The organism is uncultured Dysgonomonas sp. (assembly GCF_900079725.1).
In the GTDB taxonomy this organism is placed as follows: domain Bacteria; phylum Bacteroidota; class Bacteroidia; order Bacteroidales; family Dysgonomonadaceae; genus Dysgonomonas.
Window position 1 is genome coordinate 4,158,269 of the sequence record NZ_LT599032.1, and the last position, 22,090, is coordinate 4,180,358.

Sequence of the window (22,090 nt, forward strand, 5' to 3'; positions counted from 1 at the left end):
CGATTAGTTATTTGTTGTATATTTCAGATTATATATAGATAACAGCAGTTCTATTTCGTGTTGTATTTTATCCTGCTTAGCCAGATCCTCATTATTTATTTCGCGCATCAGGTCGGTTACAGTCTGTGTCCCATTAGCTACTTTTGCCTCTGCTGCACGTTTTACACTGTTGCGGAGCGAGATTATTTCATCATCGTACTTCAATAAGTCCCGGTTCTTTTCTATCTCTTGTTGTTCTTGGGTAGTTTCCAGATTTGTATTGAAAAGAAAAGTCTCACGCTGAGTAAGAACGTTATCCTGATTAATTTCTATCAGCTTTTTATCGTTTTTTTGAGTGTAAAGACTACCAAAGTTCCATGACAAACGGACTCCCCCGATATAATAGGGAGAGAAATCATTATCCAGCATATTCAATCCCGGTTTGCCATAACCTCCCGTAAGGAACAAACCCAGCTTTGGCATATAGCTTGTTTTGATCGATCTTTTTTGTGTTTCAAGGCTGTTGAGTTGTGCGTCGAAAAGTTCCAATTCGGGGCGGTTCACTTGTGATGAAATTATCAGGTCTTCCCCTTCCGGCTTTTGCAATGTGGTCCTTTTATCCAGATTCTCTCCTATTAACAGCGCTAGCATATCCAGATAGGATTTTCTGTTAGATAACAATTGTGTTTTGTTTTGCGCGGTTTTCAACTGCTCTACTTTAATAGCATCCAGATCGGCCTGATTGGCTATTCCATTTTGAATATAGGACGAAATCAGGTTGTAATTACGCTGCAATTCATCCTGTAAAAGATCATTTTGCTTTATTTTGGCATCGAGTAATAAAATGCCGAAATACAATTGATTGACCCTGTCGTTTATTGTATAGAGGTCTACATCCAATTGCTTTTTCTCTACATCGGCATTTGCATTGGTTATCTCTTTTTTTGAGCCGATTGCACCTCCATCCCAGATAGTCTGAGTGATGTCTATCGTTGCAGAATACTGGTCTTTGCTTAGTCCTTTGATATCTATCCCCGGAACGGAAATTGGTATTTTGGTTACTTCCGACTGATAAGATGCTTTTGCCGACAAAGAGAACTGAGGCAAATATCCTTTTCCTGCATTCGACAGATTATACTCTTTCGATTTCTCTATCAGCTCGTACCGTCTGATAAGCGGATAGTTCGCTTTTGCTTTCCGGTGACAAGCCTCAAGCAGGAGAGTTGCCTGAGAAAAAGCCAGGGATGGGATTGAAAACAAAAAAAGTAACAAGTATTTTTTCATAATTCCAGCGGTTATTCATCTATTTTCAACATCATTTTTATCCATTGTGGAACAAGTTTCCGACGCTCATTAATGAAGTTGGTATAATCATCTTCAGTCATCGGACTATGTATGCTTATCAATAAGGGTTTACCTACAATAGGGAACACAGTCATTGATACGATATTTATAAAGATTTGAAGTGGGGCAATTCCTTTTATTCCTTTTTTATCCATCTGTTCCTGTATCTGCTTGTAGAAGTAATTATTCTTTATGAGATTTTCTGAAATCCCGATTTTTTCTATCAGCTTCTTTGGATTGGCTTGTATTTCACTTAATACAAATAATGGTAAATTGGGATTTTCTAAAAGAGAATCTACATAACGGTTTGCAATTAAATCTATTTTTTTTGACAATTCTGTGTTTTCATCATTGACGATCCCAACTATCAGTCCGAACATTTGTTGCATACTTTCTTCCATTATTATATCGAACAGCTTTTCTTTACTGCGGAAATAATAATTAAGTAATGCCAGATTTATACCCGCTTCGTCGGCTATATCACGTGTTCGGGCTTGTCCGTATCCTTTTTCCTGAAACACTTTTCGGGCAGCTTCCTTTATTTTTTCTTCTGTCGATATATCTTTTTCCATAAGTAAATCATTATTGTTGTGATGCAAATGTAGATTGAATTTTTGATTTAATCAAATGATTAAATAATTATTTTAAAAAATATTTTTAATTATTGTATCTAATAATAGCGGTTTTTTCTATGTTTCTTCAGGGCAAATGGAATTTAATCTTTTAGAAAAAGTTTATCTATATAGTAAGCTATTAGTTTTCTGCTGTTAGCTTATAGCTCTTTGAAATATTGATAGGCCCCTTCAATCCCGTAAGGGTCAGAGCTGTTAAGTTCTAATTTTTCATACCCTCTGTGTCATGTTGAACGGAGTGAAACATCTCGTTTCGCAGGGGCGGGATCCTTCGTTCCACTCAGGATGACAGCAGAAAATAACAGAACAAAGTAGAGAACTTAACAGCCCGGACCCAAAGGGGCACTTACAGAGAGGGGAAAAGGTAACAGATAGAAAATAGTGGAAAAAGTGTAACCTTTGTTACCTTTTAAAGAAGAAAATCGGCTCGAAAAGTAGTTGTTTGTATTGATTTTCATTATTTTATCTTAAATGATAGTAAGTGAAGACATGGAAACTGTATGAAGAATAGATATTTTTTAACATGTTAGCATATTTAGCCTCCTAAAAATGATAATTTCCTCAAAACATTTCACTAATTTTGGAAATGTCGCCTCTAAATGAGGCTATTTTGGTAAAAGGTATAATAATATTAACCATGTAAAACATTTTTAGCCATGAGAACTTACCAAACACAAGAAATCAAGAACATAGCTATTCTTGGTAGTTCGGGAGCGGGCAAAACCACTCTCGCCGAAGCCATGCTCTACGAAGCGGGTGTCATAAAACGCAGAGGAAGTGTTAAGGACGGAAATACTGTCTCGGACTATTTCCCCGTGGAAAAAGAATACGGATATTCCGTTTTTTCCAGCATTTTCTCTGTGGAATGGATGAATAGAAAACTTAACTTTATTGATTGTCCGGGATCTGATGATTTTGTCGGAAATGTCGTTACCTCGTTGAATGTGACAGATACGGCTCTGATGGTGCTGAATGCCCAGTATGGTATGGAAGTGGGTACCATAAACCAATTGAGATATACTCAAAAATTTAAGAAACCGGTGATTTTTATTGTCAACCAATTAGATCATCCAAAGGCAGACTTTGATAATGTGGTTTCTCAACTTAAAGCCGATTATGGCGAAAAGGCAGTATTGGTACAATACCCGATCAATTGCGGAGAGGGCTTCAATGCTGTTGTCGATGTTTTGAAATTTAAAATGTTCCGATGGAAACCAGAAGGCGGTGTTCCTGAGGTTCTTGATATACCTGCCGAAGAATTAGATAAGGCAGCCGAATTGCAGCAAAAACTGATAGAGGCAGCTGCTGAGAATGAAGAATCCCTGATGGAGAAATTCTTCGAACAGGGTACACTGACCGAAGACGAGATGCGTATGGGTATCCGTTGGGGGTTGGTAAACAGGGATTTATTTCCTGTATTCTGCGTATCTGCCGAAAAAGATATGTGTGTGCGCCGTACAATGGAATTCCTTGGCAATGTAGTTCCTTACGTGCGCGATCAGCCTGCACCTGTGAATACCGAAGGAGTGGAAGTGAAGCCCGATTCGGATGCGCCAACCAGCCTGTTCTTCTTTAAAACAATGGTTGAACCGCATGTAGGTGAAGTTTCTTACTTTAAGGTAATGAGCGGTAAGGTTCATGAAGGAGATGATCTGATAAATGCCGACAGAGGCTCGAAAGAACGTATCGGTCAGATTTTCTGTCCTGCAGGACAACAGCGTTCAAAAATAGAGGAACTGGTAGCCGGAGATATCGGAGCAGCGGTAAAACTCAAAGATGTACGTACAGGGAACACTTTAAATGCAAAAGGTACTGATAACAAGTTCAATTTTATAAAATATCCGGATCCTAAATATCGCCGTGCTATAAAGGCCGAAAATGAGAAGGATACGGAAAAAATGAACGAGATTTTGCAGCGTATGCACGAGGAAGACCCTACATGGGTAATAGAAAATTCGAAGGAGCTGAAACAACTTATTGTATCCGGGCAAGGTGAATTCCACCTGAAAACATTGAAATGGAGAATAGAAAATAACGATAAGATCGCCATTGTATATTCCGAGCCTAAGATTCCATATCGTGAAACAATTACAAAGGCTGCCCGCGCAGATTACCGCCACAAGAAACAATCGGGAGGTGCCGGACAGTTTGGTGAGGTGCATCTGGTCGTAGAGCCTTATATTGAAGGTATGCCATTGCCGGAAACATACAAGTTTAACGGTCAGGAATTTAAGGTGCAGTCACGTGACGTTCAAACTTATGATCTCGATTGGGGAGGAAAACTTGTCTTTGTCAGCAGTATAGTCGGAGGTGCTATCGACGCGCGCTTCCTTCCGGCAATATTGAAAGGGGTGATGTCGCGTCTGGAACAGGGGCCTCTTACAGGTTCATATGCACGTGATGTTCGTGTGGTTGTTTATGATGGCAAGATGCACCCGGTAGACTCTAATGAAATCTCATTTATGCTAGCCGGACGTAATGCATTTAGCGAAGCATTTAAGAATGCCGGCCCTAAAATCCTTGAGCCGATTTATGATGTAACAGTATCCGTACCATCGGATAGGATGGGGGATGTGATGGGAGACCTCCAGAACCGCCGTGCCATGATAATGGGTATGGAAAGCGACAGGGGAATAGAGATACTGAATGCCAAAGTGCCGTTGAAAGAAATGGCGAACTATTCTATCTCGCTTAGTTCACTGACCGGAGGCCGTGCTTCGTTTACAATGAAGTTTGCAAGTTATGAACTTGTGCCGTCCGATGTTCAGGACAAGCTATTGAAAGAGTACGAGGCAAGTCAGAAAGAGGAAGATTGATACTGACAAATTGATTATAAGAAAAGGAAAGTTCCGCATAATACCGGGGCTTTCCTGTTTTTTTCGGCAAATGAATTATCTATATCTAAAAAAATATTATGAAAAAAAGTTTTATCCTGATTGTTCTATTTCTATTGATAAAAGTATCCTATTCTTTCGGGCAAGGATATAATATTATAAACCATGTTTTGACAGATGATAACAGATATTACTATATGGGTTCATTGAAGGAAAGTGGTCCAACCACATACCAAAAATTAAAAATAGAGATTTTTGGAGGCGATTTCTCAAACTCCATAGCAACTGACACCTATTCCATAAATACACGTGGAACCAATTTTATAAATATAGAAAGGCGGGGAGGTACGCCATCTAATAGTTACGAATTAAGAGTGTATAAGAATGGAACGCAATTCGATTTTGTAATTAAGATGAAATATAACTACGTTTCTATTTTTGTTCAGTCATGGATTGTGGATGGACTTATAAATCAGATAAGCTCTATAGCTCCTGTTAGTATTACAAAATACGATCCTTCAGGAAAAACTGATGTAACAGATACCTTTCCACGAAAGATTATAAGTGCTACTGATGAGTCTGGCAATATCGGTATAGGCACTCTATCACCACAAGCGAAACTGGATGTAAAAGGGACAATCCGCGCTAAAGAAGTAAAAATAGAAATGAATGCCGGTGAAGGAGCCGATTTTGTTTTCGATCCGGACTATAATCTCAGATCTTTAGCCGAAGTGGAAGCTTTTATCAATGGAAATAAACATTTGCCGGAAATCCCGTCAGAGAAACAAATGACTGAGGATGGATTGGATATGAGTAAAATGCAGATAAAACTTTTACAAAAAATAGAAGAGTTGACTTTATACATTATTCAACAGCAAAAGCAACTTAATGAGCAAAGTAAGAAAAATGCAGAGTTAGAGGAAATGATAAAGAAAATACATCAGGACTTAAAAGATAAATAAATACTATATGTAAAAGGGTAGGTGAAAATAAGTTGGTATATCCTCTTCCTTTGTATTGATGTTAAAATGCTATCTTTGCATATATTTAATTGATATAGAATATGAAATACTTTATACGGATAATGGTTGTTGCCGCACTCGGATTTTATTCATGTAGTAATAATAAGCCGTTGCAGAATAACGTATCTGCACAGCAGACGGAAGTAGAGGAGAGAACGGCACTGGAGCTACCCGAGGTGCCGAAAGAACTTACAACCCCAGTCGACAGAGCCAACTTCTTGATTACCCATTACTGGGATAACTTCGATTTTTCAGATACAACATATATTCATCTTCCTGACATTACCGAACAGGCTCTGGCAAACTACGTCCAGATTCTTCCGATAGCAGATAAGAATATTGCCGAACAATCTATAGCGGCTTTATTGAATAAGGCAGAGCAGCAGAAAACACCGGAGATGTATTTTTTCTTTACTAAGAATTTCGAGAAATATCTGTATGACCCAAACTCTTTCATGCGTAATGAAGAGTATTATATTCCGGTGGCTAAATACGTACTAGCTGATTCGGAAACAGGGGATGTGGAAAAAGAGAAAGTCAGATTCAAACTGGAAATGATGGAGAAAAACAGGCCCGGACAAATAGCTGCTGATATTACCTACACCCTGAGTTCAGGAAAAACGGGGACACTTCACGGGTTAAATGCAGGATATACCTTGCTGATGTTCTACAATCCCGATTGCCATACCTGTGCAGAGAATATAGCCTATTTGAAGCAATCCCCCATTATAAATAAGATACACGAATCGGGTGGGCTTAAAGTGTTGACTTTCTATCCCGATGCAGACTTAAGTATCTGGCAAAGTCATCTGAAAGATATTCCCGCATCGTGGGTAAACGGTTATGATAAGAACCAGACCGTATTGAACAAAAAGGTTTATGACTTGAAAGCTATTCCCACACTTTATCTTTTAGACAAGGAAAAGCGGGTATTGCTGAAAGATGCTACAGCTCAGAAAATCGAATTTTATCTGAGAGATCATAATCCGATGCTATTTTCCGATTAATGAAGTGGATAAGTGTCAGACTTTTTAAGAAAAAATCATATCTTTGTGATATGAAAAAGGTAAAACGACTGGTCACTCTGACTTTATTGATGCTTGCCAATATATTTTTATTGGCACATACGGTTTTACCTCATTCTCATCATGATGGTGCTGTTTGTTTCTCTCTGGAGGAAATAGTTCATCAACATCATTGTTCGGGTCAACATGATGATTCCGGAGATTGTTGTTGTGAACACGATAAGCATCATCACCATTCAGGATCGGAAGATTGTAATCTGAAGGAAATTGTCCTTCGACAGAATAATGACCTTCATGAAGATATACTGCCTTGTGCTAATTGTCTGTCCTTACTGTTTACAATAAATCCCCTGAGTGAGCTTTATCTGGAAGCTCCCGAATTCGGACAGCGATTAGAACAAAAACCTTATTTAGAAAACTATATTCCACCTTTCGTAGGCTCAGTAAAAAGTCTGCGAGCACCTCCCGTATCTTATTTTTTAGGCTAATTTTTTATAGAAACTTTATCTATGTCATTGAGAAGAGGATGGTATTCCCTCACTCTTTGTTATGGCAAAAATCTAAGAAATAAGAATAATGAAAAAATATATTATTTATTTCGCCTGTCTGTTGGCGATATTGTGGAGTTGTAATTCCAAACCAAAAACAGACGATCACGCGGGACATAATCATACATCCGAATCGCAAGAAGGTCATAGTCATGCAGAAGGCGAGGAGTGCGATCACGATCATGAAGATGAAGCAGAGCACAATCATGCGGAGGGTGAAGAATGCGATCATGATCATGGTAAAGAAGGGCATTCTCATGAAAAAGAAGAACAAGCTCATGGTGATGAAATTTTATTTACCCCCGAACAGGCTAAGCAGGCCGGCTTGGAAGTGTCTAACGTAAAGCCTGATAAGTTTCATCAGGTGATAAAAACCAGTGGTCAGATATTATCGGCACAGGGCGATGAAGTAACTGTTTCCGCTACTTCGAGTGGTATCGTATCTTTTAATAAAGCGTCGTTGAATGAGGGCGCAGCTGTAAAAGGAGGCGAATCTCTGGTTAGTATCTCATCGAAGAACCTAGTCGATGGAGACCCTTCCATAAAAGCGAAAACAGCATACGATATAGCTCAACGCGAGTATCAACGCGCAGAATCTCTGATCGGGGATAAGCTGATTTCGCAAAAAGAATACAACGAAATAAAGCTGAATTATGAGAATGCAAAAGTCTCATATCAGGCCATAGGTCAGCGCTCGACTGCAAGAGGCATCAGTATTTCCGCTCCTATCAGCGGGTTTGTAAAAAGCAAACTGGTATCAGAAGGTCAATATGTGGACGTGGGCCAGCCTTTAATGACTGTGACACAGAACAGGAAGTTGCAGCTTCGGGCCGATGTGTCGGAACGCTATTATAAAGATCTGGGAAGCATTACATCCGCTAACTTCAAAACTTCGTATGATAATACGGTTTACCGTCTTTCAGACCTGAACGGTCGTATTGTCTCGTATGGTCGCTCCACAAACAGTCAGGAGTATTATCTACCTGCTAATTTTGAGTTTGATAACGTAGGACAGGTTGTTTCCGGATCTTATGTGGAAGTTTATCTGCTGGGACAGCCGAGGGAAAATGTTCTGGCAATCCCGGTTTCCTCTCTAACAGAGGAACAAGGTATTTATTTCGTCTATTTGCAGACTCATCCCGATGCCTACAAAAAACAGGAAGTAAGGATAGGAACAAATGACGGTAGCCTAGTAGAAATACTTTCGGGATTAAAGGCGGGAGACAGGGTTGTAAGTAAAGGTGCATATTATATCAAACTGGCATCGGCTTCAGCTGCTATTCCTCATGCTCACGAACACTAAAAATGGGAGGAATAGATAATGCTTAATAAAATAATACAATTCTCTCTCAACAACCGTCTTGTGGTGTTGATTGGCGCGGTGCTCTTGCTTATAGGTGGGTTCTATACCGCAAAGAATATGGAAATAGATGTATTTCCCGATCTGAATGCACCTACCGTGGTGATAATGACCGAAGCAAACGGAATGGCTCCCGAAGAAGTGGAACGCCTGGTTTCTTTTCCTATAGAAACGGCTGTAAACGGAGCTACAGATGTGCGTCGTGTACGGTCGTCTTCTACTACCGGATTTTCAGTGGTCTGGGTTGAGTTTGATTGGGGGACCGATATATATAAGGCCCGACAGATCGTTACCGAAAAACTAACAGCTCTGGGCGATGCCCTGCCCGAAAATATTGGCCAACCTACTTTGGGACCACAGTCATCAATCCTTGGGGAAGTAATGATTATCGGTCTGACTTCAGATTCCACTACAATGCTCGACTTACGTACTATTGCCGACTGGACAATCCGCCCGCGGCTTTTATCTACAGGTGGTGTGGCTCAGGTTACAGTAATAGGTGGAGATATAGAAGAATATCAGATACTCATCGATCCGGGACGTATGAAGCACTATGGCGTAACACTGGATGAAGTATTGCAGGTAACACGCAATATGAATCAGAATGCGTCCGGCGGTATCTTATACGAATATGGAAATGAATATATTGTAAGAGGCGTGCTTCAAAGCGCAGATGTAGGGGAATTAGGGAAGGCTGTTGTGAAAAAAGTAGGTGAAAGTCCTATTCTACTTAGTGATGTAGCTGAGATAAAGATAGGAGCAAAGACCCCAAAGTTAGGGATAGCTTCGGAGAAGACAAAACCTGCCGTATTGATAACTGTCACGAAACAACCAAATACCAATACAATAGAACTGTCTGAAAAACTGGATGTTTCACTAGCCGAATTGCAGAAGAATATTCCGGCTGATATAAAGATATCCACAGATATATTTCGTCAGGAACGATTTATAAACAACTCGATAAATAATGTGCAGAAATCACTGTATGAAGGAGCGATATTTGTAGTTATTATTTTGTTTATATTCCTGATGAACGGGCGTACTACATTCATCTCCCTGATGGCTTTGCCTTTGTCGCTACTCACGTCTATCCTTGCACTGAAACTAATGGGGTTGACAATTAATACGATGAGTTTGGGAGGGATGGCTATCGCAATCGGGTCATTGGTAGATGATGCTATTATCGATGTGGAAAATGTTTTCAAACATCTGCGCGAAAACAGGCAAAAGCCGAAAGAAGAACAACTTTCTGTGCTAACGGTTGTTTTCGAGGCCTCGAAGGAAGTACGCATGCCGATATTGAATTCCACACTGATTATTGTTACCAGTTTTATCCCGTTGTTTTTCCTTAGCGGGATGGAAGGGCGTATGCTTGTTCCACTGGGTATTGCCTTTATTGTGGCCTTGTTTGCCTCTACCGTTGTCGCCCTTACAGTGACTCCCGTATTATGCAGTTATCTATTGGGTAACAACAAGAAGAATAAGGAAGAAAAAGAACCTGTCTTTGTGGTTAAATTAAAAGCTGTTTATGAAAAAAGCCTGCATTGGGCATTGGAAAAACAGAAAATTGTGCTGGGAGTGACAGGAGTATTGCTAGTGTCTGCTATTATTATATTCTTTACATTCGGACGTAACTTTTTACCTCCATTCAATGAAGGTTCATTTACTGTGACGATAAATACCCTACCCGGTATTTCGCTGGAAGAATCAAACAAAGTAGGAATCATGGCTGAACAGGCTATGCTTAGCGTACCCGAGATACAGACCGTAGGCCGCAAGACTGGCCGTGCCGAACTTGACGAACATTCGTTCGGAGTGAATACGTCCGAGATAGAAGCTCCGTTTATGCTCAAAGATCGTTCTCAGGAAGATATGCTGGCCGAACTTCGCGAAAGGCTGAATGCTATTCCGGGTATCAGTGTCGAAATCGGGCAACCGATATCGCACCGTATAGATCATATGCTTTCGGGGACTAAAGCCAATATTGCGATTAAGTTGTTTGGTACGGACCTGAATAAGTTGTATTCGTTAGGCAATGAAATCAAATCTTCGATAGAAAGTATCGAGGGGGTTGCCGACCTGAATGTTGAACAACAGGTAGAGCGTCCGCAATTGAAGATAACTCCAAAGCGTGAGATGTTGGCTAAATATGGCATTACTTTACCACAGTTCTCCGATTTTGTAACAGTAATGTTGTCCGGTGAAGTTGTATCGCAAGTTTACAGGGATGGTAAAAGCTTTGACCTTACATTAAAGGGATCGGACGATTACAAGGACCAGGCGGACAAAATCCGCAACCTGATGATAGATGCCGGTGATAAGAAAATACCTTTCGAGTATATTGCGGAGATAACTTCATCCACAGGGCCCAATACGGTAAACCGTGAAAATGCCCAGCGTAAGATTGTTGTTTCTGCCAATGTTGCCGATCGTGATTTGCGCAGTGTAGTGAATGATATCAGGGAAAAGATCGACGGAGAAATTACGTTGCCGGAGGGTTATCATATAGAGTACGGCGGACAGTTTGAGAGTGAGCAGGCTGCATCGAGGATATTGCTTATTGTCTCTGTCTTTGCTATTATGATTATATTCTTATTGTTGTTCAATCAGTTCCGGAATATCACTCAATCGGCTGTAATACTTCTAAATCTTCCGTTGGCCCTTATCGGGGGAGTATATGCTATTTTGTTCACTTCGGGAGAAATCAGTATTCCTGCTATTATCGGATTTATAGCCCTGTTCGGAATTGCCACCCGAAATGGCATTCTGCTGATGGCGCATTACAATGACTTGGGTAATCACGGATATTCTGTGAATAAGAGTATCCTGCAAGGATCTCTCGATCGTTTGAACCCAATATTGATGACTGCTTTATGTTCGGGGTTAGCCCTTATTCCATTGGCTATTCAGGGAGACCTTCCCGGAAATGAGATACAAAGCCCAATGGCAAAAGTTATACTAGGGGGACTACTTACATCAACTTTATTGAATATGTATGTCGTACCTATTATCTACAGGATGTTGAAGAACCGTAAAGAGGTAAAACAAGAGATTGTTTGACAAGTAAATGAAAACAATTGATAGGACATTCTAAGAAGATGACTCAGTAGGGGCGAAATATTTTTCGCCCGTTAGCTATTGCGGGCGAAAGATATTTCGCCCCTACATTTCAAGATGTTGTATTAATTTATTGACTATTTAAATGAATTGTTGAATTATGAGAACAGTAATATACATACTTTTATTATCACTCCTGTCTGTTGTTAGCGTTGAGGCACAGGATGATACATTCAGTAAGGTGTTGGAAAGCATAGAAACGAACAATACAACACTGAAGGCGTACCGGGAACAAGCCACAGCCGATAAGATCGGCAACAAGACCGGAATAAACATGGCTAACCCGGAAGTTGAGTTTGGTTATCTTTGGGGGAGTCCTGCCGGAGAAGGCAACCGTACCGATCTGAATGTAACGCAATCTTTCGATTTTCCTACTGCTTACCGTTACAAATCACAGTTAGCGGCAGGTAAGAATAAGCAGGTCGATTTGACCTATAACCAGCAGCGCAGGGAAATTATGCAACAGGCGCGCGCTTTGTGTGTGGAACTTACTTACCAGACAAAATTGAATGAGCAACTAGCCCAACGTCTGGAATCTGCACGGGAGTTATCTGATGCTTACCAGAAACGTTTCAACCAGGGAGATATAGATATTCTGGAGAGGAATAAAACCAAACTGGATTTACTCAATACAGAAAAGCTGTATCAGATAAATATGGTTGAAATAAATACGCTGAACGCCGAATTACAACGGTTGAATGGCGGAGAACCTCTTGCATATCCGTTTGATAATTATCCGGACTATCTTTTTCCGCTTAATTTTACAGAATGGTTCGAAAGAGTAAAAGAAAATAATCCCTCGTTGCGTCTGGCCGAACAGGAAGTTGAACTAAGCAAAAAACAGGAGCAACTGACCCGTGCTCTGAATCTGCCGAAGATTACAGCCGGATATACAAGCGAACGCATTCTCGGTACTACATTGCAAGGTTTTACAGTAGGTGTTTCCATCCCTTTGTGGGAAGGAAAGAATACCGTAAAACACCAGAAAGCACAGACTGTAGCTTTGCAGATGCAGCACGCTGATACCAAAATACAATTTCAGAATGTATTAAAGAATCAATATGATAAAGCTTCTAAACTTTCCGTATTACTGAATGAATATCAGGAGACGCTGAAGGTTACGAATAATCGCGACTTGTTGAAGAAGGCATTGGATAAAGGCCAGTTGTCTCTCATCAACTATCTGCTGGAACTTTCGGTATATTATGAAACAATAGACAGGTATTATGAAACGGAACGGGATTATCAGCTTGCTGTGAATGAATTGCAGCAGTGGGAAAGATAGTTTCTTAAATTATTAATTATATATGGAAGGCATCCGCTATTGTCAGCAGATGCCTTCACTTTGTCTGTTTCATATGAACCAAGATGCTATAAGAATGTTATTTTAATAAAATTGTGTTATTTTTGAGTGTCGAAATTGAACGTTTTAAGTAGCGAGAGCAGAAGCAAAGTTTATTTTGATTATGCCGAGTCACCAAAAACGACTAATGTAATTGAACCCTCCTTAAAAAACTGTAGATCTTATGAAGCGATTATCCGGATATATTATCTTAATCATTCTGCTACTAACTACCATCTCAGCTTTTTCTAATAAGCCGCATATTATAAACCTGTATAGGGAGAAATATCAGGCTGATAATAAAAACTGGGCAATAGGGCAGGATGAACGAGGAACTATGTATTTTGGTAATGATATAGGGCTTCTCGAATTCGATGGTATAGAATGGAATCTTAACCGTATACCAAACTCATTGGTGGTCAGGTCTGTCGCAGTATTGTCGCACAAAACTATATTTACGGGTAGCTATGAAGAGTTTGGCCGTTGGGACAGAGATATTTCGGGAAAGCTCGTTTACACGTCCCTGAGCGATAGTTTGGATAAAGCTCTTTTCAAAAATGACGATTTCTGGAAAATCTGGATTACAAACGATTGCGTCTATTTTCAGTCGTTTAATTCTATATATATTTATGATTATAATACGATAAAACGAATACCGTCAGATAAAGCCTTCTTATTTCTTACAAAAGTCAGGGATGAATTTCTTGTGCAGCAAATGCTGGGGTCGCTTTTCCGCCTTAAAGAAGATAAACTTGAACGAATAGAAGGCAGTGAGATTTTTCAAGGTACAGATGTTCGTGTTATTCTTCCTTACAAGGAAGATCAATATCTTATCGGTACTACATCAAAAGGTATTTATATTTATGATGGGACAGCTTTTAAGGAGTGGAGTCCTGTACTTTCAGGCATAATGAACTTGAAGGAGTTGAACTGTGGAGTATTTTCTTCAAAAGGATCATATTATCTGGGTACTATTTTAGATGGAATTTATGAGGTTGATATTAACGGTCGGATTATAGATCATATATCTTCTGAAAGCACACTACAGAATAATACAATACTTTCTTTATATGAAGATAATCTGGGGAATATCTGGGCTGCTTTGGACCGGGGGATCGCATATATTCAATATATCGAAAATATGAGTTGCTATACCGATCCGGGAGGAAACACCGGCGCTGTGTATTGTGGTGTGCTTTGGGACGACAAGCTATTTATCGGAACCAATCAGGGGGTATTTTATATCGCAAAAGAGGGGTTGAACAAACCTAATGCACTTTCAGATATGAAACTGATAGATGGAACACAGGGGCAGGTATGGGCACTCAAAGTTGTTGATGATGTCCTTTATTGTTGCCATAACAAAGGTTTGAAAGAAATTCATAAAAACTTATCAGTTAGTAATGCTTTTGCTATAGGTACAGGTGTATATAATTTGTCTGAGGCTAAAGTGAGGGACCGTGATCTATTGGTACTTTCCACATACAGTTCAATACGGATCGTAGATAAGAAGACCGGCCGGGTTTATACTCCCGGTCAGATATCCGAACCGATTATAAATGCGGAGTTTGATCATTTAGGAAATATATGGCTCGAGCATTTCAACAGGGGAGTGTACCGTTGTAAACTGGAAGATGATTTCTCGGGTTTCAGGTCTTTTTCCTATTATGGAGGTAATAATAAGGATGGACTACCCTACAAGATGAAAATATTTAAAGTCGGCGGACGTATTGTCTTGCTAGGGAACAATCAGTTTTATACATATGACGATATAGAGAATAAGATCGTGCCCAGTTCTTTGCTAAATGAATGTTTCAGCACTGTACATAATATAAGGAAGGTAATTCCGATAAGAGAAAATCAGTTTTGGGCATTGACAGAGGCTGCTATTTATAAATTTTTCTACGATGGTTATGAAATAGCTATAACGGAGAATTATAATTTAGGAATGAACTTGTCTTTAGTCAATGCATATGAAAATGTTTCCATACTAAATGAAAGTACTAATCTCATATGTCTTGATAATGGTTTTTTATTATATGATAAAAAGGAAGAAGCAACAAAGAAACTTTATAAAGAATTACCTGCTCCATATATTGAATTTATGCGGACTGTAAATATGGAAGGCCAATCAGAATATAAGGATTTAACCGAAGATGCCGAAGTCTCTTATAACTTCAATACAGTTACATTTGGTTTTTCATCCAATAATGCATTTGCTTCTAATCTATCATTTCAGTATATGCTGGAGGATGTGGACAAGGATTGGTCTACACCTCAAAAAGTAAATACAGTTTCTTATGCCCGTCTTCCCGAAGGAAAATATAAGTTTCTGATACGTGCAATAGATAGTTTGGGAAATTATTCCGAACCAATATCGTACGAGTTTGAAATACTTTCACCCTGGTATCAGACTATCTGGGCTTATATTATTTATGCGCTGATAATAGTCGGAATATTATATATTACATGGTTGCTTATCCTTCGCCGATATCGCAATCTTCATTTACAAAAGATCAGATATAGAGAAACCAGACGTTTGAGGGTGTTAGCCGGAGAATTGCAACAAGAAGTGGAGCAGAAGAGCGCAGAATTGCTTACTCAAACATCTTTTATAATACAGAAGAATGAATTGATTCTTAGAATAAAAGATATCGTGGATGATTTTTATACAAAAAATAAGACGAATGCCTTATTGCCTTTATATCAAAAAATAAATTCTCTTCTCAATAATAATATGAATTCAGAAGATGACTGGAAAATGTTTCTTATAAAATTTGAAGAGAAACATACCGGATTCTTCAAAAAAATGAAAGCCTTATATCCTCAATTGACGAATAATGACCTTCGGCTTTGTGCTTGTCTTAAACTAAATTTGGAAACAAAAGAAATAGCTTCGTTGATGAATCTTTCTATAAGAGCCGTAGAAAATAGCCGTTACAGGCTGCGAAAAAAGTTAAATATTCAGCCGTCTCAGAATTTAAATGAGTTTTTTCTAGAGATAGATTGATATTTTTAATCTGTTGTTTATTAGTTGTTTATTTTTATTTGAGAGGTAATAGTGAGGTGGTGGTACTGTTAAAAACGAAAGGTAAGTAACTACGGTGTATTAACTATTCAAAACACTTTTGTCAGATTATCTACATTTGACATAAAATCTAATATCACGACCCAGATACGATATGGTAATCTAGTATCTCTTTCGCAACCAGAATTAATGCCTTAAAAAATATATTAAGAATAATTACCATTTCCTTTTCAGTCGTTCATAGTAGATTTTTGTTTGATAATGTGTGTTTAAATAAAAAGTAAAACTATGAAAATTAAACCTAAAAGAACATTTATTACGTCTGGAGCCAGTTCCTTCTTTATGAGGGGTCTTATGTTCCTTACTTGCCTTTTATTGGTGAGTACAGTAAGTATCTATGCTCAGACAAAAACTATCACCGGTAAAGTGACGGATGTAACCAGCGAACCTCTCATTGGTGTGAGCATTAAGATACAGGGAACTACCACTGGTACTGTTACAGATGTAGACGGTATTTATTCCCTGGCTGCCAAATCAGGAGATGTATTGGAATTCTCTTATGTGGGAATGAAGACGCAATTGGTTACAGTAAGTGCTCAGTCTACCATAAATATAACATTGGAAGACGATGCCCAACTGCTTACCGAAACGGTTGTGATTGGATATGGTTCAGCGAAAAAACGTGATTTGACAGGCTCTATTGTTAGCATTAAGGCTGGTGAAATAGCGAACAGGCCATCTGCTAACCCATTGGCTAGTTTGCAAGGTAAAGTCGCAGGGGTGCAGATTGTGAATACTGGGCGTGCCGGACAAGATCCGGAGATCCGTGTTCGCGGAACAAACTCTCTTAATGGCTATACACCTTTGTATATCGTAGATGGATTATTCTCTGATAACATTAATTACTTGAATCCGGCCGATATCGAGTCTATGGAAATTCTTAAAGACCCGTCTTCATTGGCTATATTTGGTGTACGAGGGGCAAATGGTGTTATTATAATTACTACAAAGAGAGCTAAAGACGGACAAACAATAGTTAATATAAACGCTTCGGTAGGATTTAAGCATATCGCCGACAGGATAAATGTGACTAATGCAGCCCAATTTAAAGAGTTGTATAATGAGCAAAGACTTAATCAGGGTGTAACCACACCATTTGATTATACTGCATGGCAAGCAGATACAGACTGGCAGGATGAGATTTTCCAAACAGGATTTGTGACTAATAATAACGTTAGTATTACCGGTTCCAGCGAGAAGAATAAATTCTATTTAGGATTAGGATATACTTCGGAAGAGGGATCTATCAAGTCAGAGAAATATACTAAAGCAACTGTTAATCTGAGCAGTGATTACAACGTTACTAATTTCTTGAGATTCGGATTTCAGGTTAATGGATCCAGATCTTTACCACCCGATGCAAAAGGCGTGGCAGGAGCAGTCAGAGCAGCACCTATAGCTCCTATCTATGGTGTATATACTGATCCGCTTACAGGCAAAGAGGAAACTCTATTACATACAATGCCCGATTTTCAACGTTCACAGGTTTGGAATCCTTTGATTGCCACACAGTTGCAAGGTGATCATAATAAAGCGACTAACTATCGGATTGCAGGGAATATATATGGGGAGGTTGATCTTATGAAATCTCTGACATTTAAAGCAACATTCTCTTTAGATTATTCTACAGGCGACTCGAGAAGTTATTCTCCTCTAGTAAACGTATATAATCCGGATATAAAGAATAAGGAGATGATAAGCGAATATGAATCTATCAATCAAAGTAAGAATCATAGTTTGGTTGCTCAACAGGATTATATTCTGACTTATAGCAATCAATTTAATAAACATGGCGTGACAGCGACAGCTGGTATTACAACTAATTATAGGGAATCTTCCAGTTTAGGAGGTGGTCGCAGTCAAAAATATGGAGATTTTGATTTCTCTATACCAAACAATGATCCGGACAAGTGGTGGTTGACTTCAATATCCAATTCATCAATGACCAATAATGGTAGCCAGTTTAGAAGATTTACAATGTCTTATTTATTGAGAGGTCTTTACAATTATGATAATCGTTACTTATTTAATGCATCGTACAGAAGAGATGGATCTTCGGTATTCCGTAATGTAGGAAATACATGGGATGACTTTTACTCTTTTGGTGGAGGTTGGATCGTGAGTAGCGAATCTTTTATGGAGAATCAGAGTGCTATTGATTATCTGAAAGTGAAAGGTTCTTGGGGTGTTTTGGGATCTGAAAATACAGGAGGCCGTAATTATCCTTCTTATCCGGGGTTAAACTCTTCAGGAAGTGCTGTTTTCGGAGACAATATATTGACTGGATATAGTACAGCCTATCTTCTTCAGAATGTTGGTTGGGAAAAAACATATTCATGGGAAGCCGGATTTGAAGCTCAGTTTTTGAATAACCGTTTGAGAATAGAGCCGGTTTATTATAGCAAGAACACAAAAGATATTCTTGTAGTAACAGAAGCTATTGCAGGGATACAAAATGAGATGCAAAACTTGGGTGAGGTACAAAACAGAGGAGTTGAGTTAGCTGGTTCCTGGTCTGATAAAATAGGAGAGTCGGGTTTCAATTATACCATTGCAGGTAATCTCACTACTATAAGCAATAAGGTGAATAAAATAGATGTTGAAGATACTGCGGCTAAATTGGAGAACGGTGTATCGCGTACTATCAAAGGAGAGCCGATCGGTTATTTTTACGGATATAAGGTAATCGGGGTGTACCAAAACTATGAACATATAAAAAATTCTACGCCTAATTCCCTTGGTACTGTTAGACCCGGTGATTTGATATTTGCAGATATTGACGGGGATGGTAAAATTACAGACAAGGACAGAACCAAAATTGGTAATCCAACACCTGATTTTACTTATGGTATCAATCTAAACTTATCATATAAGAATTTTGATCTTGGTATAGACATGATGGGTGTTTATGGAAATGATATTTACCGCAATTGGGATGCTTCTTCCTTCGCTCAGTTCAATTACAGAACAGAACGAATGAACAGATGGCATGGTGAAGGTACTTCAAACTGGGAACCGATATTGGATCCATCCAGAGCAATAAATCAAATGGCTTCAAGCTATTATATCGAAGATGGAAGCTTCTTCCGTATTAGGAATGTTCAGTTGGGTTATACTTTTCCTAAGTCTATCCTGGATAAGATATATATGAAGTCTCTTCGCATCTATGGAAATATTCAGAATCTCAAGACATGGTCAAAAAATTCAGGATATACTCCCGAAATCGGAGGTAGTGCTCTTTCGTTCGGTATAGATAGCGGTAGTTACCCTATGCCGGTGATTTATACTTTCGGTGCAAATCTTACATTTTAATCCTAACAGAGAAATAATATGAAAAAATATATATTAAAAGCAATTAGTACATCTGCATTAATAGTGTTTGCATTTGTATTGACCGGATGCGGAGACCTCTTAGATCAAGCTCCACAAGGTCAATGGACAGAAGACGATAATAAAGGAGGATCTTATCAGACAGATATATTTACATTATATGCTAAGATGAGAGGTTTTAATGTTACATCAGGTTCTCCGGCTTTAGCTATTCATAACTTTAGAAGTGAAGACGTTGAAACAGGAACGACAGCTTCTGACGGTTCTCTTCAAAGACCAATGTACGACGATTTTGAGTACAATGCATCAAATGGACTTATCCAAAGTTATTATGCAAGTAATTTTGATATGATCCATATTGTAAACCGTGTACTGGACAAGATGAATACAGCCGAAAAAAATGGAGAAACTCTTACCGAAGGGGATATTATCTGTAGAGGAGAAGCACATTTCTTCAGGGCGTTTGCTTACTTCAATCTTGTCAGAGCCTTTGGTGAAGTTCCATATATTGATTTCAAAATAGAAGATGCGGCAGAAGCTATTCTACCTAAGTCTCCTGCATCTAAAATTTATGAGCTTATCGATAAAGATTTGACCGAAGCCGAAAATAGTCTTCCTCCTATGTGGGAAAGCAGATTTGTAGGACGTCTTACTTGGGGGGCAGCTAAATCCTTACATGCCAAAACATATTTGATGCGAAATGATTGGGCTAATACTTACAGCTCAGCTATGGAAGTAATTAATTCAAATATATATAATTTGGATACACCTTACGATCAAATATTCAGGGAAACTGGCGAGAATTGTAGTGAATCTATACTGGAGTTGCAATGTACAGCTACATCGGCATTGCCCGGATCTAATGATATTGGTAGCCAATTTTGCCAGGTTCAGGGAGTAAGAGGTGCAGGTGACTGGAATATGGGTTGGGGATGGCATACGCCAACACAACTACTTGCAGATGCTTTTGAACCGGGAGACCCACGTAAAGATGAAACATTATTATATTTTGTAAAAACAGGAGAAGATCCGGCTACTATTCCGGCAAATAAACCGTGGGGAGAGAAACCTGTGGCAAATGGAGATGTTTTAAATAAATATTATAATAAAAAAGCGTATACAAACCCTGCATTAAGAACTCTCTATACAAAGGGTGGCTTCTGGTTTAATATTCGCCTTATCAGATTATCGGACGTCATATTGATGGCTGCCGAGTCTGCAAATGAAATGGGAGGAAAAGCTGATGAGGCTATCGAACTGCTCGAAAGGGTACGTGCCCGTGCAAGAGCTGGAAACAGTGCTATACTACCAAAGGTTACCACAACAGATCAGGTTGCATTTAGAAACGCTGTAAGACATGAAAGACGCGTAGAATTGGGTATGGAATGGGATCGTTTCTATGATCTTGTACGCTGGGGAACAGCACAACAGGTACTTCATGCAGCAGGTAAAACCAATTACCAAAACAGGCATGCTTTACTGCCTCTGCCTCAAGCTGAGATCGATAAATCGAATGGGGTTTTAGTTCAGAATCCAAATTATTCCAACTAAAAAAAATAATGACTATGAAAATTAAAAAATATATATCAGCAATAATAGTTTCAACTGTATTATTGTTTGGTGCTCAATCTTGCTTTCAGGATTTAGAGAATGATCCGGCATTCGATTATCCTCAGGGATTTCCTGATCCGACAGGTGAATATAAACCTGAAAAACTAAATCTTCCTTTCGAAGGTGATGTTTATGACCAGGGTACCTATCAGTTTGTAAATAGTGGGGTAGGTGTATACTCATTTGTAGATGGAGTAAAAGGTAAGGCTTATAAAGGAGATGCAGATACCACTTATGTTCTAATAAATAACCATCCTGCAATATCTAAAATTGTAGAAAGTGAAATTACAAATCTTGGTAGCTTTACCGTTTCGTTTTGGATGAAATCTTCCCGGAATACATCTGCAACAGGTTTGTTCTCAATCACAAATACCAAAACATTCTGGTCTAATCTTGATATTTTTCTGGAAAATACCGGTAGCGAGACTCAAGCCTTTTTCAAGGTACATATCTACAATGAACGTACCGGAAGCAGGGTAGAGAAATGGGTGGAAGCTAGAGTTGATAATGTATTTGGAGACTGGGTACATATGGCTTTTGTTTATGATGGTACTACCTCTACAATGAATATATATAAAGATGGAAATAGCGTATTTCAATCGGTTATAACCGGTTTGGGAGAATTACAATTTAAAGATGTTGGCCCAATGATAATCGGAACTTTTCCATATCAGGCTAACCCTAGTTTAACTAGTGGGGCAACTAATCAGAGTTGGGCAGGATGGTATAAAGGCGCTATGGACCAGTTCCATTTTTATAGTGAGCCATTGAGCGCAAACGAAGTAAAGGAGCTTTATGATAGTAAGAATTAGTGGAATTCCACTAATGAAGTTCGTTGAATAATTACCTGATCAGATA

General features: G+C 38.9%; 13 protein-coding genes. 11 read left to right on the top strand and 2 right to left on the bottom strand.

All coding sequences use genetic code 11. The features are described 5' to 3' along the window. Window positions 1–3: 3 nt before the first annotated feature. Both QZL88_RS17140 and QZL88_RS17145 read right to left on the bottom strand, forming a co-directional pair. A complete protein-coding gene (locus QZL88_RS17140) occupies window positions 4–1,263 on the bottom strand; it encodes a TolC family protein (RefSeq protein WP_296943126.1) in 1,260 nt (419 codons plus the stop codon). An 11-nt stretch (window positions 1,264–1,274) separates the two neighbouring features. Next, on the bottom strand, window positions 1,275–1,895 hold the full coding sequence (locus QZL88_RS17145; protein ID WP_296943128.1) for a TetR/AcrR family transcriptional regulator: 621 nt from the start codon (window positions 1,893–1,895) through the stop codon (window positions 1,275–1,277). A 716-nt stretch (window positions 1,896–2,611) separates the two neighbouring features. On the opposite strand from QZL88_RS17145, the gene QZL88_RS17150 reads away from it, so the two are divergent. From QZL88_RS17150 to QZL88_RS17200, 11 genes are all read left to right on the top strand, one after another. Beyond that, window positions 2,612–4,771, top strand: coding sequence for an elongation factor G (locus tag QZL88_RS17150; RefSeq protein WP_296943129.1), 2,160 nt, complete (start codon window positions 2,612–2,614; stop codon window positions 4,769–4,771). A gap of 98 nt (window positions 4,772–4,869) precedes the next feature. Next, window positions 4,870–5,751 carry a hypothetical protein gene (locus QZL88_RS17155; protein WP_296943131.1) on the top strand — a complete coding sequence of 294 codons (882 nt, stop codon included), beginning with the start codon at window positions 4,870–4,872 and terminating at the stop codon, window positions 5,749–5,751. Between the two features lie 101 nt (window positions 5,752–5,852). Beyond that, entirely contained in the window at window positions 5,853–6,818 is a 966-nt protein-coding gene (locus QZL88_RS17160; protein WP_296943133.1) for a DUF5106 domain-containing protein, read from the top strand. Next, the gene (locus QZL88_RS17165; protein WP_296943135.1) at window positions 6,818–7,324 is read left to right on the top strand and encodes a hypothetical protein; all 507 of its coding nucleotides are present in this window, start codon (window positions 6,818–6,820) and stop codon (window positions 7,322–7,324) included. The genes QZL88_RS17160 and QZL88_RS17165 overlap by 1 nt, the downstream gene beginning before the upstream one ends. 88 nt (window positions 7,325–7,412) lie before the next feature. Then, window positions 7,413–8,687 (top strand): efflux RND transporter periplasmic adaptor subunit, encoded by a 1,275-nt coding sequence (locus QZL88_RS17170; protein WP_296943137.1) that lies wholly within the window; start codon window positions 7,413–7,415, stop codon window positions 8,685–8,687. An 18-nt stretch (window positions 8,688–8,705) separates the two neighbouring features. Further along, on the top strand, window positions 8,706–11,804 hold the full coding sequence (locus QZL88_RS17175) for an efflux RND transporter permease subunit (RefSeq protein WP_296943139.1): 3,099 nt from the start codon (window positions 8,706–8,708) through the stop codon (window positions 11,802–11,804). A 157-nt stretch (window positions 11,805–11,961) separates the two neighbouring features. Beyond that, window positions 11,962–13,146 (top strand): TolC family protein, encoded by a 1,185-nt coding sequence (locus QZL88_RS17180; RefSeq protein ID WP_296943141.1) that lies wholly within the window; start codon window positions 11,962–11,964, stop codon window positions 13,144–13,146. A 241-nt stretch (window positions 13,147–13,387) separates the two neighbouring features. Further along, a complete protein-coding gene (locus tag QZL88_RS17185) occupies window positions 13,388–16,213 on the top strand; it encodes a triple tyrosine motif-containing protein (RefSeq protein ID WP_296943143.1) in 2,826 nt (941 codons plus the stop codon). Window positions 16,214–16,519: 306 nt separating this feature from the next. After that, window positions 16,520–19,603 carry a TonB-dependent receptor gene (locus QZL88_RS17190; protein WP_296943145.1) on the top strand — a complete coding sequence of 1,028 codons (3,084 nt, stop codon included), beginning with the start codon at window positions 16,520–16,522 and terminating at the stop codon, window positions 19,601–19,603. A gap of 18 nt (window positions 19,604–19,621) precedes the next feature. Further along, complete coding sequence (locus tag QZL88_RS17195; protein ID WP_296943147.1) at window positions 19,622–21,172, top strand: RagB/SusD family nutrient uptake outer membrane protein; 1,551 nt, start codon at window positions 19,622–19,624, stop codon at window positions 21,170–21,172. A 14-nt stretch (window positions 21,173–21,186) separates the two neighbouring features. After that, window positions 21,187–22,044 carry a LamG domain-containing protein gene (locus QZL88_RS17200; RefSeq protein ID WP_296943149.1) on the top strand — a complete coding sequence of 286 codons (858 nt, stop codon included), beginning with the start codon at window positions 21,187–21,189 and terminating at the stop codon, window positions 22,042–22,044. Window positions 22,045–22,090: the final 46 nt, after the last annotated feature.

What these genes read in the sequence shown, in the direction of transcription:
- QZL88_RS17180 (WP_296943141.1), top strand. Translation starts at nt 11,962, where the DNA reads ATGAGAACAGTAATATACATACTTTTATTATCACTCCTGTCTGTTGTT.
- QZL88_RS17185 (WP_296943143.1), top strand. Translation starts at nt 13,388, where the DNA reads ATGAAGCGATTATCCGGATATATTATCTTAATCATTCTGCTACTAACT.
- QZL88_RS17160 (WP_296943133.1), top strand. Translation starts at nt 5,853, where the DNA reads ATGAAATACTTTATACGGATAATGGTTGTTGCCGCACTCGGATTTTAT.
- QZL88_RS17170 (WP_296943137.1), top strand. Translation starts at nt 7,413, where the DNA reads ATGAAAAAATATATTATTTATTTCGCCTGTCTGTTGGCGATATTGTGG.
- QZL88_RS17150 (WP_296943129.1), top strand. Translation starts at nt 2,612, where the DNA reads ATGAGAACTTACCAAACACAAGAAATCAAGAACATAGCTATTCTTGGT.
- QZL88_RS17155 (WP_296943131.1), top strand. Translation starts at nt 4,870, where the DNA reads ATGAAAAAAAGTTTTATCCTGATTGTTCTATTTCTATTGATAAAAGTA.
- QZL88_RS17165 (WP_296943135.1), top strand. Translation starts at nt 6,818, where the DNA reads ATGAAGTGGATAAGTGTCAGACTTTTTAAGAAAAAATCATATCTTTGT.
- QZL88_RS17140 (WP_296943126.1), bottom strand. Translation starts at nt 1,263, where the DNA reads ATGAAAAAATACTTGTTACTTTTTTTGTTTTCAATCCCATCCCTGGCT.
- QZL88_RS17190 (WP_296943145.1), top strand. Translation starts at nt 16,520, where the DNA reads ATGAAAATTAAACCTAAAAGAACATTTATTACGTCTGGAGCCAGTTCC.
- QZL88_RS17175 (WP_296943139.1), top strand. Translation starts at nt 8,706, where the DNA reads ATGCTTAATAAAATAATACAATTCTCTCTCAACAACCGTCTTGTGGTG.
- QZL88_RS17145 (WP_296943128.1), bottom strand. Translation starts at nt 1,895, where the DNA reads ATGGAAAAAGATATATCGACAGAAGAAAAAATAAAGGAAGCTGCCCGA.
- QZL88_RS17200 (WP_296943149.1), top strand. Translation starts at nt 21,187, where the DNA reads ATGAAAATTAAAAAATATATATCAGCAATAATAGTTTCAACTGTATTA.
- QZL88_RS17195 (WP_296943147.1), top strand. Translation starts at nt 19,622, where the DNA reads ATGAAAAAATATATATTAAAAGCAATTAGTACATCTGCATTAATAGTG.